12 protein-coding genes and 1 tRNA gene are annotated in these 13387 nt (G+C 70.8%); 12 read left to right on the top strand and 1 reads right to left on the bottom strand.

Annotation, left to right across the window (positions count from 1 at the left end):
• Positions 1–12 precede the first annotated feature (12 nt).
• The 8 genes from AB0M92_RS23180 (at position 13) to AB0M92_RS23145 (ending at position 6507) form a co-directional block, all read left to right on the top strand.
• Entirely contained in the window at positions 13–873 is an 861-nt protein-coding gene (locus AB0M92_RS23180; protein WP_366104182.1) for an FtsQ-type POTRA domain-containing protein, read from the top strand.
• A 280-nt stretch (positions 874–1153) separates the two neighbouring features.
• Positions 1154–2359 carry a cell division protein FtsZ gene (gene ftsZ, locus AB0M92_RS23175; RefSeq protein ID WP_366104181.1) on the top strand — a complete coding sequence of 402 codons (1206 nt, stop codon included), beginning with the start codon at positions 1154–1156 and terminating at the stop codon, positions 2357–2359.
• Entirely contained in the window at positions 2356–3144 is a 789-nt protein-coding gene (gene pgeF, locus AB0M92_RS23170; protein ID WP_366104180.1) for a peptidoglycan editing factor PgeF, read from the top strand. Before ftsZ ends, pgeF begins: the two co-directional genes overlap by 4 nt.
• Positions 3131–3850: a YggS family pyridoxal phosphate-dependent enzyme gene (locus tag AB0M92_RS23165; protein ID WP_366104179.1), complete on the top strand. Its 720-nt coding sequence runs from the start codon at positions 3131–3133 to the stop codon at positions 3848–3850. The genes pgeF and AB0M92_RS23165 overlap by 14 nt, the downstream gene beginning before the upstream one ends.
• A gap of 149 nt (positions 3851–3999) precedes the next feature.
• The gene (sepF, locus tag AB0M92_RS23160; RefSeq protein ID WP_048480482.1) at positions 4000–4608 is read left to right on the top strand and encodes a cell division protein SepF; all 609 of its coding nucleotides are present in this window, start codon (positions 4000–4002) and stop codon (positions 4606–4608) included.
• 60 nt (positions 4609–4668) lie between these two features.
• Entirely contained in the window at positions 4669–4965 is a 297-nt protein-coding gene (locus tag AB0M92_RS23155) for a YggT family protein (RefSeq protein WP_030155988.1), read from the top strand.
• An 82-nt stretch (positions 4966–5047) separates the two neighbouring features.
• Positions 5048–6322, top strand: coding sequence for a DivIVA domain-containing protein (locus AB0M92_RS23150; protein WP_366104178.1), 1275 nt, complete (start codon positions 5048–5050; stop codon positions 6320–6322).
• Between the two features lie 112 nt (positions 6323–6434).
• A tRNA-Arg gene (locus AB0M92_RS23145) sits at positions 6435–6507 on the top strand.
• 67 nt (positions 6508–6574) lie between these two features.
• On the opposite strand, the gene ileS is transcribed toward AB0M92_RS23145, so the two are convergent.
• The gene (ileS, locus tag AB0M92_RS23140) at positions 6575–9721 is read right to left on the bottom strand and encodes an isoleucine--tRNA ligase (RefSeq protein WP_366104177.1); all 3147 of its coding nucleotides are present in this window, start codon (positions 9719–9721) and stop codon (positions 6575–6577) included.
• A gap of 643 nt (positions 9722–10364) precedes the next feature.
• Between ileS and AB0M92_RS23135 the strand changes: the two genes are divergently transcribed.
• The 4 genes from AB0M92_RS23135 (at position 10365) to AB0M92_RS23120 (ending at position 13356) form a co-directional block, all read left to right on the top strand.
• Complete coding sequence (locus tag AB0M92_RS23135; protein WP_366104176.1) at positions 10365–11195, top strand: TraR/DksA family transcriptional regulator; 831 nt, start codon at positions 10365–10367, stop codon at positions 11193–11195.
• Between the two features lie 114 nt (positions 11196–11309).
• On the top strand, positions 11310–11870 hold the full coding sequence (gene lspA, locus AB0M92_RS23130) for a signal peptidase II (RefSeq protein ID WP_366104175.1): 561 nt from the start codon (positions 11310–11312) through the stop codon (positions 11868–11870).
• A gap of 74 nt (positions 11871–11944) precedes the next feature.
• Entirely contained in the window at positions 11945–12886 is a 942-nt protein-coding gene (locus AB0M92_RS23125; protein ID WP_366104174.1) for an RluA family pseudouridine synthase, read from the top strand.
• Positions 12883–13356 (top strand): GNAT family N-acetyltransferase, encoded by a 474-nt coding sequence (locus AB0M92_RS23120; RefSeq protein WP_366104173.1) that lies wholly within the window; start codon positions 12883–12885, stop codon positions 13354–13356. Before AB0M92_RS23125 ends, AB0M92_RS23120 begins: the two co-directional genes overlap by 4 nt.
• Positions 13357–13387: the final 31 nt, after the last annotated feature.

Here is a 13387-nt window from a genome sequence, read left to right as displayed (position 1 = left end):
GGAGGCACAGGAGTGGCCGGAGCGACGACCGCACAGCGCGGCAATCCCGGGTCCGCCCGGAAGGGCAAGGGCTCCGGCTCTCCCAAGCCGCCCAAGCCGCCCAGGTCGTCGGGACCGTCAGGGGGATCCGGCCCGCAGGGCCCCGGTGTCCAGCGCCTCGTCAGGCGCCTGCGGCACCGGGGCCCCGTGCTGCTCACCCTCCTCGCCGCCGTCCTCCTCACGGGGGGCGGCAGCTGGGTGCTCTACGGCTCCTCCTGGCTCCGCGTCGAGAAGGTGACCACGAGCGGCACCCGGGTGCTCACCCCCGAGCAGGTGCTGGCCGCCGCGGCCGTACCGGTCGGGGCGCCGCTCGTGAGCGTGGACACCGACGAGATCGCGGGCCGCGTCCGCAGCCGGCTGCCCCGCGTCGATTCGGTCGACGTGGTGCGGGCCTGGCCGCACGGGATCGGGCTGAAAGTGACGGAGCGCAAACCCGTCCTGCTCATCAAAAAGGACGCCAAGTTCGTGGAAGTGGACGCTTCGGGTGTGCGATTCGACACGGCCGCGAAAGCTCCCGCGGGCGTTCCGGTCCTCGAATTGTCAGCGGCACAGTCGCCGAGCGGCCGCCGCTTCGACGAGGAACGGCTGCTGCACGAGGCCGTGGGCGTCGCCGGAGACCTCCCCGAGGCGGTCGCCAAGGAGACCGTGCAGGTCAAGGTGGGCTCGTACGACTCGGTCGTACTGGAGTTGACCCGCGGGCGGACCGTGGTGTGGGGCAGCGGCGAGCAGGGCGAGGCGAAGGGACGCGCGCTGAGCGCCCTGCTGAAAGCCGCGCCCAAGGCTGACCACTTTGACGTGAGCGTCCCCACCGCCCCTGCGGTGTCCGGGAGTTGACGTCGGGTCGAACGGCGACGCACCCTGGTTGGCCACCGATACGGGTGATCACATAGGGTGAAAAGAAAAACGGGAGGTTCGGCGTGTTCGTTGAACACGCGCTACTTGTCGACTTAGTGTCCTGTTCGGAAGAGTCCAGGGAACAGGCACATACTTAACCCTAAACTTCAGGGTTAGGGTTCGGGTCGGCGCGTTCGGACCGTCCCACATTTCGGCATCAGTCGTCGCAACGCAGGCCCGCGAGGCGGCGACACGTAACTCGAGGCGAGAGGCCTTCGACGTGGCAGCACCGCAGAACTACCTCGCAGTCATCAAGGTCATCGGTGTCGGCGGCGGTGGTGTCAATGCCATCAACCGAATGATCGAGGTCGGTCTCAAGGGCGTCGAGTTCATCGCCATCAACACGGACGCCCAGGCGCTGTTGATGAGCGACGCCGACGTCAAGCTCGACGTCGGCCGTGAACTCACCCGGGGCCTCGGCGCCGGCGCCAACCCGGCAGTCGGTCGCAAGGCGGCAGAGGACCACCGCGAGGAGATCGAGGAGGTCCTCAAGGGGGCCGACATGGTCTTCGTCACCGCCGGCGAGGGCGGCGGCACCGGCACCGGCGGCGCACCCGTCGTCGCCAACATCGCGCGCTCGCTCGGCGCCCTGACGATCGGTGTGGTCACCCGGCCGTTCACCTTCGAGGGCCGGCGCCGCGCGAACCAGGCGGAGGACGGCATCGCCGAGCTCCGCGAAGAGGTCGACACCCTCATCGTCATCCCCAACGACCGGCTGCTGTCCATCTCGGACCGCCAGGTCTCGGTCCTGGACGCCTTCAAGTCGGCCGACCAGGTCCTGCTCTCGGGTGTCCAGGGCATCACCGACCTCATCACCACCCCGGGTCTGATCAACCTCGACTTCGCGGACGTCAAGTCCGTCATGTCCGAGGCCGGCTCGGCCCTCATGGGCATCGGCTCGGCCCGCGGCGACGACCGCGCGGTGGCCGCGGCCGAGATGGCGATCTCCTCGCCGCTGCTGGAGGCGTCCATCGACGGAGCCCGCGGTGTGCTGCTCTCCATCTCCGGTGGCTCGGACCTCGGTCTCTTCGAGATCAACGAGGCCGCGCAGCTGGTCAGCGAGGCCGCCCACCCCGAGGCGAACATCATCTTCGGCGCGGTCATCGACGACGCGCTCGGCGACGAGGTACGGGTCACCGTCATCGCCGCCGGCTTCGACGGCGGACAGCCCCCGGCCCGCCGGGACAACGTCATCGGTGCGGCGTCCACCAAGCGCGAGGAGCCGGCCCCGGCGCCGGTCCGCGCGGCCGAGCCGGCCCGTCCGGCCTTCGGCCAACTGGGTACGGTCACCCCGCGCGAAGAGGCCCCGGCCCCGGCCGAGGCGGCTCCGATCGAGACCGCGGCCCCCGCGCCGCAGGTCCCGACGGCCCGGCCGTACCAGGACAGCCCGGCCGAGGAACTGGATGTCCCGGACTTCTTGAAGTGACGCTGGACCAGTACGACGAGAGCGGCGCCCACTTCGCCTTCACCGACCGGTGGGGCGGGGTGAGCGCCGTTCCGTACGAGGAGCTCAATCTCGGCGGCGCGGTCGGAGACGACCCCACCGCCGTTCTCGCGAACAGGGCGGCCGCCGCAGCGGGCCTGGGCATCGAGCCGGACCACGTGGTCTGGATGAACCAGGTCCACGGCCGTGACGTGATGGTGGTCCCCGGACCCTGGGGCGCCGGCGCCGACGTCCCGGCGGTGGACGCGGTGGTGACCGCACGCCGGGGGCTCGCCCTCGCGGTGCTCACCGCGGACTGCACCCCGGTCCTGCTGGCCGACCCGGTCGCGGGGGTCGCGGGCGCGGCCCACGCGGGGCGGCCCGGACTGGTCGCCGGAGTGGTGCCCGCCGCGGTGGAGGCGATGGTCGCCCTCGGCGCCGAACCCGGCCGGATCATCGCCCGTACCGGCCCCGCGATCTGCGGGCGCTGCTACGAGGTGCCGGCCGAGATGCGGGCGGCGGTCGCCGAGGAGGTGCCGGCCGCCCACGGCGAGACGAGTTGGGGGACCCCGTCCGTCGACGTGGTCGCCGGGGTGCACGCACAGCTCGCGGAGGCGGGGGTGGTGAACCGGCACCGTTCGCCGGTCTGCACACTGGAGTCGCGAGACCACTTCTCGTACCGCCGCGACCGGGTGACCGGACGGCTTGCCGGATATGTCTGGTTGACGGAGCTTGACCGGGGGGCGACCCCCGGACCCCCGGGGGAAAAGAAGAATGACGGACCGTAAGACGGAGCTCGCGCAGAACCTCGCGCGGGTGGAGGAACGCATCTCGTCCGCCTGCGCGGCCGCGGGACGGGCGCGGGACGGGGTGACGCTCATCGTCGTCACCAAGACCTACCCCGCGAGCGACGTACGACTGCTGGCGGACCTGGGGGTCCGTCATGTGGCGGAGAATCGTGACCAGGACGCCGCCCCCAAGGCCGTGGCCTGCGCGGATCTGCCGCTCACCTGGCACTTCGTGGGCCAGTTGCAGACGAACAAAGTCCGCTCCGTGGCGGGATACGCGCATGTCGTGCAGTCCGTCGACCGGCCCAAGCTGGTCGCGGCGCTGTCGGCGGCCGCCGAGGGGGCCGGGCGCGAACTCGGCTGCCTCGTACAGATCGCCCTCGACGCCGAATCGGGGCAGCGCGGCACCCGCGGCGGCGCGGCTCCCGAGCAGCTCGCCGAACTCGCGGACCTCGTGGCCGGGGCGCCCGGACTGCGGATCGACGGCCTGATGACCGTCGCCCCGCTGGCCGGGCCCTACGCGGGACGCGAACAGGCCGCTTTCGAGCGGCTGGTGGAATTGTCATCCCGCCTGCGCGCGGACCATCCGGCTGCCACGATGGTGTCGGCCGGGATGAGCGCAGACCTGGAACAGGCCGTTGCGGCCGGTGCGACACATGTACGCGTCGGCACTGCGGTACTCGGCGCGAGACCCCGGCTCGGGTAACGTCGCGAAGAAAGTCGGACCACAGCAGAAAATATGGTCATTCCCGCTGACGGGCGGACAGACCACGTGGATCGCGGGCAGTTGGTGACTTTGGTGACACAGCGACACCTGCGACAGGGCGATCCACCACAGAGCGGAGGATTCAGAGAATGGCCGGCGCGATGCGCAAGATGGCGGTCTACCTCGGCCTCGTGGAGGACGACCGGTACGACAACCCGGGGTACGACCCCGACGACGAGTTCGAGCCCGAGCCGGAACCGGAGCGGGACCGCCGGCGCCAGCAGGCCGTGCACCAACCGCCCGTAACGGACGAACCGGTACGAGTTGCCCAGCCTCCCGCGCAACGGGAACCCATCCCATTGCCGGTAGAAAACGGACGTCCTGCGCGAATTGCCCCCGTGGCATCCATCACACCTGAACGCTCGAACCTGGAGAAGAACGCCCCCGTGATCATGCCCAAGGTCGTCTCCGAGCGGGAGCCGTACCGCATCACGACGCTGCACCCCCGGACCTACAACGAGGCCCGTACCATCGGGGAACACTTCCGTGAGGGCACTCCGGTGATCATGAACCTCACGGAGATGGACGACACGGATGCGAAGCGACTTGTCGACTTTGCCGCCGGCCTCGTCTTCGGTCTGCACGGCAGCATTGAACGCGTGACACAGAAGGTGTTCCTGCTGTCGCCTGCTAACGTCGATGTCACGGCGGAGGACAAGGCCCGCATCGCGGAGGGCGGGTTCTTCAACCAAAGCTAGACCGATCCGTCAGACACGGGGCCGGGGACTGAGCGAGAGCAGGGGAGAGGGAAGCGCGGGATGGGCGTCGCACTGCAGGTGGTCTACATCGCGCTGATGTGCTTCCTTATCGTGCTGATCTTCCGACTGGTGATGGACTACGTCTTCCAGTTCGCACGTTCATGGACTCCGGGCAAGGCGATGGTGGTCGTCCTTGAGGCCACCTACACTGTCACCGATCCACCGCTCAAGCTTCTCCGGCGTTTCATTCCGCCGTTGCGTCTCGGGGGCGTGGCACTCGACCTGTCCTTCTTCGTTCTGATGATCATCGTTTACATCCTCATCAGTTTCGTGAGCACCGCTGCGAGAAGCGTGTGAACGATGAGCTTCCCCGTGAGCGCGGGGACAGTCCCGATACGGTCTTGCCGACTGCCGACGACTACGTAGAGGTGAAGAAGACATGCCGCTGACTCCCGAGGACGTGCGGAACAAGCAGTTCACGACCGTCCGCCTCCGAGAAGGCTATGACGAGGACGAGGTCGATGCCTTCCTCGACGAGGTCGAGTCCGAACTGACGCGCCTGCTGCGCGAGAACGAGGACCTGCGCGCCAAGCTGGCCGCCGCCACGCGTGCCGCCGCGCAGAACCAGCAGCAGCAGGGCATGCGCAAGCCCGAACCCCAGGACCAGCGCGGCCCCGGAGGCCCCGGCGCCCCCGTGCCCGCCGCCATATCCGGCCCGCCGGCTCAGCAGGGCCCGCCGCAGATGGGTCCGCCCCAGCTGCCGGGTGGCCAGCCGCAGCTTCCGGCCGGCCCCGGCGGACACGGACCGCAGGGTCCGGGCGGCCCGGGTCCGATGGGCGGCCCCATGCACACCATGGGTGGCCAGCAGCAGATGGGCCAGCAGGGCATGGGTCAGCAGGGCATGGGTCAGCAGGGCATGGGCCAGCAGTCCATGGGCCAGCAGTCCATGGGCGGCCAGAACCCGCTCGGCCAGCAGATGCAGCCCATGGGCCAGCAGATGCAGCCGATGGGCCAGCAGATGCAGCCCATGGGTCAGCCGATGCAGCAGATGCAGCAGCCGCAGCTCCCGCAGCAGGGCCCCGGTGGCGACAGCGCCGCCCGCGTCCTGTCGCTGGCGCAGCAGACCGCCGACCAGGCGATCGCGGAGGCCCGCTCCGAGGCCAACAAGATCGTCGGCGAGGCGCGCAGCCGCGCCGAGGGCCTGGAGCGGGACGCCCGCGCCAAGGCCGACGCGCTGGAGCGGGACGCGCAGGAGAAGCACCGCGTCGCGATGGGTTCCCTGGAGTCCGCCCGCGCCACGCTGGAGCGCAAGGTCGAGGACCTGCGGGGCTTCGAGCGTGAGTACCGTACGCGCCTGAAGTCCTACCTGGAGTCGCAGCTGCGCCAGCTGGAGACCCAGGCGGACGACTCCCTGGCCCCGCCGCGCAACCCGGCCGGCCCGGCGCTCCCGCCGTCGCCGACCCCCTCGATGGCTCCGGCCGGAGCCATGGGCCACGCGATGAGCAACCCGTCGATGGGCGGCCCGTCGCCCATGGGCGGTCCCTCGCCGCTGGGTGGCCCGTCCCCGATGGGCGGCCCCTCGTACGGTGGCCAGCAGCAGATGTCCCCCGCGATGACGCAGCCGATGGCTCCGGTGCGGCCGGCCGCGCCGCAGCCCATGCAGCAGGCGCCGTCGCCGATGCGCGGTTTCCTCATCGACGAGGACGACAACTAGGCGGCACGCCCTCTGCGGCGACGTCGGCAGTCACGGGCCGGGCCCGGTTCCCCCACGGGGGTACCGGGCCCGGCCCGTTTTGCGGCCGGATATCATCGGCCCCGCGCGCGGTGGGCCGGTAGCGCAGGGGTCGTCGCGCCGCCTCCGCAGGAGGGAAGACGCCGGTTCGAATCCGGCTCGGTCCGCCGCGTGTGCGAAACGACGAACGGCGCCCCCCGGGACGGGGGGCGCCGTTCGGTTCTTCCCGCTCGGTTACGCCTTGCGGAGGCGGAAGGTCAGGCCGAGGGACTCGTCCGTGAACGGCTCGCCGTACGCGGCGTCCGCGTCGCCGGACGCGTAGTCCGTCGACAGGACCTCGTCCGCGATCAGCGACGCGTGGTCCGTCAGGGCCGTCACGACCTCCGGGTCCGAGGACGACCAGCGCAGGGCGATGCGGTCCGCGACGTCCAGGCCGGAGTTCTTGCGGGCCTCCTGGATCAGGCGGATCGCGTCACGGGCCAGGCCCGCCAGCCGCAGCTCCGGGGTGATCTCCAGGTCCAGGGCCACCGTCGCGCCGGAGTCGGACGCCACCGACCAGCCCTCGCGCGGGGTCTCGGTGATGATGACCTCCTCCGGGGAGAGGGAGATCTCCTCGCCGTTCAGCGAGATCACCGCGGAGCCGGACCGCAGCGCCAGCGACAGCGCCGCGGCGTCGGCCGCCGCCACCGCCTTCGCCACGTCCTGCACGCCCTTGCCGAAGCGCTTGCCCAGCGCCCGGAAGTTCGCCTTCGCCGTCGTGTCGACCAGTGAGCCGCCGACCTCCGACAGGGAGGCCAGGGAGGAGACGTTCAGCTCCTCCGTGATCTGGGCCTGGAGGTCCGCCGACAGGGCGTCGAAGCCCGCCGCGCCGACCAGGGCCCGGGAGAGCGGCTGGCGGGTCTTGACGCCCGACTCGGCCCGCGTCGCGCGGCCCAGCTCCACCAGACGCCGGACCAGCAGCATCTGCTGGGAGAGGGTGGGGTCGATCGCCGCCGTGTCCGCCTGCGGCCAGGAGGAGAGGTGCACCGACTCGGGCGCCTCCGGGGTGACCGGGACGATCATGTCCTGCCAGACCCGCTCCGTGATGAACGGGGTGAGGGGGGCGAGCAGGCGGGTGACCGTCTCCACCACGTCGTGCAGGGTGCGCAGCGCGGCCGCGTCGCCCTGCCAGAAGCGGCGGCGCGAGCGGCGCACGTACCAGTTGGACAGGTCGTCCACGAAGGAGGACAGCAGCTTGCCGGCGCGCTGGGTGTCGTACGACTCCATCGCCTCGGTGACCTCGACGACGAGGGCGTTCAGCTCCGAGAGCAGCCAGCGGTCCAGGACCGTGCGGTCCGCCGGCGCCGGGTCGGCGGCCGACGGGGCCCAGTTCGACGTACGGGCGTACAGCGCCTGGAAGGCGACGGTGTTCCAGTACGTGAGGAGGGTCTTGCGGACGACCTCCTGGATCGTGCCGTGGCCCACGCGCCGCGCCGCCCACGGGGAGCCGCCGGCCGCCATGAACCAGCGCACCGCGTCCGCGCCGTGCTGGTCCATCAGCGCGATCGGCTCAAGGGTGTTGCCCAGGTGCTTGGACATCTTGCGGCCGTCCTCGGCGAGGATGTGGCCCAGGCAGACCACGTTCTCGTAGGAGGACTTGTCGAAGACCAGGGTGCCGACCGCCATCAGCGTGTAGAACCACCCGCGCGTCTGGTCGATGGCCTCCGAGATGAACTGCGCCGGGTAGCGCTTCTCGAAGATCTCCTTGTTCTTGTGCGGGTAGCCCCACTGCGCGAACGGCATCGAGCCCGAGTCGTACCAGGCGTCGATGACCTCGGGCACGCGCACGGCCTCCAGCGAGCAGCCCTCGTGGGTGCAGGTGAAGGTGACGTCGTCGATGTACGGGCGGTGCGGGTCCAGGGCGGAGAGGTCCGTGCCCGTCAGCCCGCTCAGCTCCGCCCGGGAACCGATGCAGGTGAGGTGGTTCTCCTCGCAGCGCCAGATCGGCAGCGGGGTGCCCCAGTAGCGGTTGCGGGAGAGCGCCCAGTCGATGTTGTTGTTCAGCCAGTCGCCGAAGCGGCCCTGCTTGACCGAGTCGGGGAACCAGTTCGTCTTCTCGTTCTCCCGCAGCATCGCGTCCTTGACGGCGGTGGTGCGGATGTACCAGGAGGGCTGCGCGTAGTAGAGCAGGGCCGTGTGGCAGCGCCAGCAGTGCGGGTAGCTGTGCTCGTAGGCGATGTGCTTGAAGAGCAGGCCGCGCGCGTCGAGGTCGGCGGTCAGCTTCTCGTCGGCCTTCTTGAAGAAGACGCCGCCGACCAGCGGGACGTCCTCCTCGAAGGTGCCGTCGGGGCGGACCGGATTCACGACGGGCAGGCCGTACGCGCGGCAGACCGCGAGGTCGTCGGCGCCGAAGGCCGGGGACTGGTGGACCAGACCCGTGCCGTCCTCGGTCGTGACGTACTCGGCGTTCACGACGTAGTGGGCGGGCTCGGGGAACTCGACGAGGTCGAAGGGGCGCTGGTACGTCCAGCGCTCCATCTCCTTGCCCGTGAAGGTCTGGCCGGTGGCCTCCCAGCCCTCGCCCAGGGACTTCTCCAGCAGCGGCTGGGCGACGACCAGCTTCTCCTCCCCGTTGGTGGCCACGACGTAGGTGACCTCGGGGTGGGCCGCCACGGCCGTGTTGGACACCAGGGTCCACGGGGTCGTCGTCCAGACCAGCAGCGCGGCCTCGCCGGCCAGCGGGCCGGAGGTCAGCGGGAAGCGGACGTAGACGGAGGGGTCGACGACCGTCTCGTAGCCCTGCGCCAGCTCGTGGTCCGAGAGGCCGGTGCCGCAGCGCGGGCACCAGGGGGCGACCCGGTGGTCCTGGGTGAGCAGGCCCTTGTTGAAGATCTCCTTCAGCGACCACCACACGGACTCGACGTACTCGGGGTCCATGGTCCGGTACGCGTCGTCCAGGTCGACCCAGTAGCCCATCCGGGTCGTGAGCTCGGCGAACGCGTCGGTGTGGCGGGTCACGGACTCGCGACACTTGGCGTTGAAGTCGGCGATGCCGTACGCCTCGATGTCCTGCTTGCCGTTGAAGCCGAGCTCCTTCTCGACGGCGAGCTCGACGGGCAGGCCGTGGCAGTCCCAGCCGGCCTTGCGGGCCACGTGGTAGCCGCGCATGGTGCGGAAGCGCGGGAAGACGTCCTTGAAGACGCGGGCCTCGATGTGGTGCGCGCCGGGCATGCCGTTGGCGGTGGGCGGGCCCTCGTAGAACACCCACTCGGGGCGGCCCTCGGACTGCTCCAGGGTCTTGGCGAAGGTCTTGCTCTCCCGCCAGAAGTCGAGGACCGCGTGCTCAAGGGCAGGCAGGTCGACCTGGGCGGGTACCGGGCGGTACTGCGGCGGTGTGGTCATGAGGCTGAACTCTTCCTCCGGCGGGGTGTCACTTCCGTCCGGAGGGACGAGAGCCGTCCTCGTTCCCGAGGCCGCGCTGCTCCCGCGGTACCACCCTCCTTGGCCGCCGGACACGTGATCCGGTGGCCCCCTCATTGGGGTGCGAAGCCGGTTCTACTGGCCCCACGGGGATCCGTGCGGGCTTTCTTCCGGCGGCTCAGGGGTGATCCTTCGCATCGCGCTCGCCCCCGGGCTCTCACCGTCCCCGGGTCGCTCATGGCTGCGTCCGAAACTACTCGTCCCCGTCCATGCCTTTCGCTGGGCCCAGTGTACGGGGCGGGGACGCGCTCGGCAGACCGGTTTACGGGGGGTCGGAGCGGGGGTTCCCGAGGGGCTCGGGGCCGGTCCCGGGGCCGGTCCCGGGGCCGGTCCCGGGGCGGGCCGCGGAGCGGGGCCGGGCGGGTCGCGGGGTGACCCGAATGGGCTGACGGGCCCGTCCGGGATCCAGTGGGACGGGAGTGGCGGATTACCGGGCTTCCTGCTGGGCACAACGGATGCAGGTTGGCATCGATGGACGCGTGCCCCGTTGCCGCGAGGCCGGAGTCGATTTATCGTTCCGGCACGATTCGCGAGCAAGATCACAGTATGTGAAGGGGCCGCGGCCATGGTGGCGAAGAAGACCGCCGGGAGAACTGCCGAGAAGGCTGTCGGAAAGGCCGCCGGGAAGGTCGCGGCGGCGAAGGACGCGGCTCCGGCCCGGAAGAAGACGACCGCCGCCGGGAAGAAGACGGTCGTGAACTCCGTGACGAAGGCGCCGGCGAAAGCGGCGGCCAAGAAGGTGCCCGCAAAGAAGGTGCCCGCAAAGAAGGTGGCCGCAAAGAAGGCGGCCGACGGGAAGGCGACCGGCGTCGGGAAGACGACCGCGAGGAAGGCCACGGCCAAGGCGGCCGCGGCCGAGGGGGCGGCGCAGGCCGCGCAACAGACGGGAGCCCGGAAAGTGGTTGCCAAGAAGAGCACCGGCACGGCCAGGAAGACGGCCGCGGCCGCCACCAGCGGGTTGCCGAAGGCGAGGGTCACGGCAGCAGCGGCCCTGGCGCCGGGCGAGCTGGCCGTACGGCCCGGCGAGGACCCCTGGACCCCGGCGGAGGTGGCCGAGGCCCGTGCCGAGCTCCAGAGCGAGGTGCTGCGGCTGCGCGACGAGCTCCAGGCCTCCGACGAGGCCATCTCGGGCCTGATGCGGGACTCGGGCGACGGCGCGGGCGACGACCAGGCGGACACGGGCACCAAGAACATCACCCGCGAGTCCGAGCTGGCCCTCGCCGCGAACGCCCGCGAGATGCTCGAACAGACCGAGCGGGCCCTGGAGCGGCTGGACGCCGGCACGTACGGACTCTGCGAGAACTGCGGCAAGCCCATCGGCAAGGCCAGGATGCAGGCGTTCCCGCGCGCGACGCTGTGCGTGGACTGCAAGCAGAAGCAGGAGCGGCGGCACTAGGGGGTGTCTTTCGGAGGTGCCGGCGGTGACGGCCGGGCTGCCGCCGCGGGCGGACCCTGACGTACTCTCGTGTCTCGTCAGGGTCAGCCTGTTCGAGCTAGTCGAGGGACTCACGTGGCAGAGGCGGAGAGCATCATCGGTACGCCGGAGGTCGGGGACGACACCCAGCCGGAGTCCGCCGCGCCCAAGGGGCGTCGGCGGATCGTCGCGCTGCTCGTCGTCGCGCTGCTCGCCTACCTGCTCGACTTCGGCAGCAAGATGCTGGTCGTCGCGAAGCTGGAGCACCAGCCGCCGATCCGGATCATCGGCGATCTGCTGAAGTTCGAGGCGATCCGCAACCCGGGCGCCGCGTTCGGCTTCGGCGAGGCCTTCACCATCATCTTCACCTGCATCGCGGCCACCGTGATCATCGTGATCGTGCGGCTGGCCCGGAAGCTCTACAGCCTTCCGTGGGCGATCGCGCTGGGCCTGCTGCTGGGCGGCGCGCTGGGCAACCTCACCGACAGGATCTTCCGTTCGCCGGGGGTGTTCCGGGGGGCCGTGGTCGACTTCATCGCACCCGCCCACTTCGCCGTCTTCAACCTCGCGGACTCGGCGATCGTGTGCGGCGGCATCCTGATCGTGCTGCTCTCGTTCAGGGGCCTGGACCCGGACGGCACCGTCCACAAGGACTGATCGCGGGCTCATCGCGAGCTCATCGCGGGCTCATCGCGGGACGGGCGCGCCGTCGAGTCCTGCATACTCGACGGGTGAGTACGATTCCCGAGATCCGCACCCTGCCCGTTCCCGATGGCCTCGAAGGCGAGCGCGTGGACGCCGCCATCGCCCGTATGTTCGGTTTTTCCCGGACGAAGGCGGCCGAGCTCGCCGCCGCGGGGAAGGTGTCGGTCGACGGCAGCGTCGTCGGGAAGTCCGAGCGCGTGCACGGTGGCGCCTGGCTCGAAGTCGAGATGCCCGCGCCGCCGCGGCCGATCGAGCTCGTCGCCGAGCCGGTCCCGGGCATGGAGATCGTCCATGACGACGACGACATCGTCGTCATCATGAAGCCGGTGGGCGTCGCCGCCCACCCGAGCCCCGGCTGGACCGGCACCACCGTCATCGGCGGCCTCGCCGCCGCCGGCTACCGGATCTCCACCTCCGGCGCGTCCGAGCGCCAGGGCATCGTGCACCGCCTCGACGTCGGCACGTCCGGCCTGATGGCCGTCGCCAAGTCGGAGCGCGCGTACACCTCTCTGAAGAACCAGTTCCGCGAGCGGGTCGTCGACAAGCGCTACCACGCGCTCGTCCAGGGCCACCCGGACCCGATGAGCGGCACGATCGACGCGCCGATCGGCCGCCACCCCAGCGCGGACTACAAGTGGGCCGTCACCCAGGAGGGCAAGCCCTCCGTCACCCACTACGACCTGATCGAGGCCTTCCGCGCGGCCTCGCTGCTGGACATCAAGCTGGAGACCGGGCGCACGCACCAGATCCGCGTGCACATGTCCGCGCACCGGCACCCGTGCGTCGGCGACCTCACGTACGGCGCCGACCCGACGGTGGCGAAGCGGCTGGGCCTGACCCGGCAGTGGCTGCACGCGGTGCGGCTCGGCTTCGAGCACCCGGCGGACGGCCAGTGGGTGGAGTTCGAGAGCACGTACCCGGCGGACCTCCAGCACGCGCTGGACGTGATCCGGGCGGAGAGCGAGTGACCTCGCCGGCCGAGGTCCGGGTCGCCGTCTCGGAGGAGGACCTGAAGGCCTGCTTCGCCGTGCGGACCGAGGTGTTCGTGGTCGAGCAGCGCGTGCCGGAGTCGATCGAGTACGACGCGTACGACGCCGTCGCCGTGCACGTGCTGGCGGTGGCGCCGGACGGGGAGCCCCTGGGCACCGGCCGGCTGCTGCACGGGCCGGCCGCGCTGGGCAAGACCGGCGGCGACCTTGCGGTCGGCTCGCTGGGACGGCTGGCCGTGCGCAAGACCGCGCGCGGTCTGGGCGTCGGCGTGGCGCTGGTACGGGCGATCGAGGCCGAGGCGGTCCGGCTCGGCCTGGCGGCCGTGGACCTGGGCGCGCAGACGCACGCCCTCGGTTTCTACGAGGCACTGGGGTACGAGGCCTACGGCCCGGAGTTCGAGGACGCGGGCATCCCGCACCGGGCGATGCGCCGCACCCTCCTGCCGTAACGGCCCGATCGGCGGGACACCCCCCAACGGA

The organism is Streptomyces sp. NPDC051582 (genome assembly GCF_040681715.1).
In the GTDB taxonomy this organism is placed as follows: Bacteria; Actinomycetota; Actinomycetes; order Streptomycetales; family Streptomycetaceae; genus Streptomyces.
This window is presented reverse-complemented; position numbering and strand designations above follow the sequence as displayed.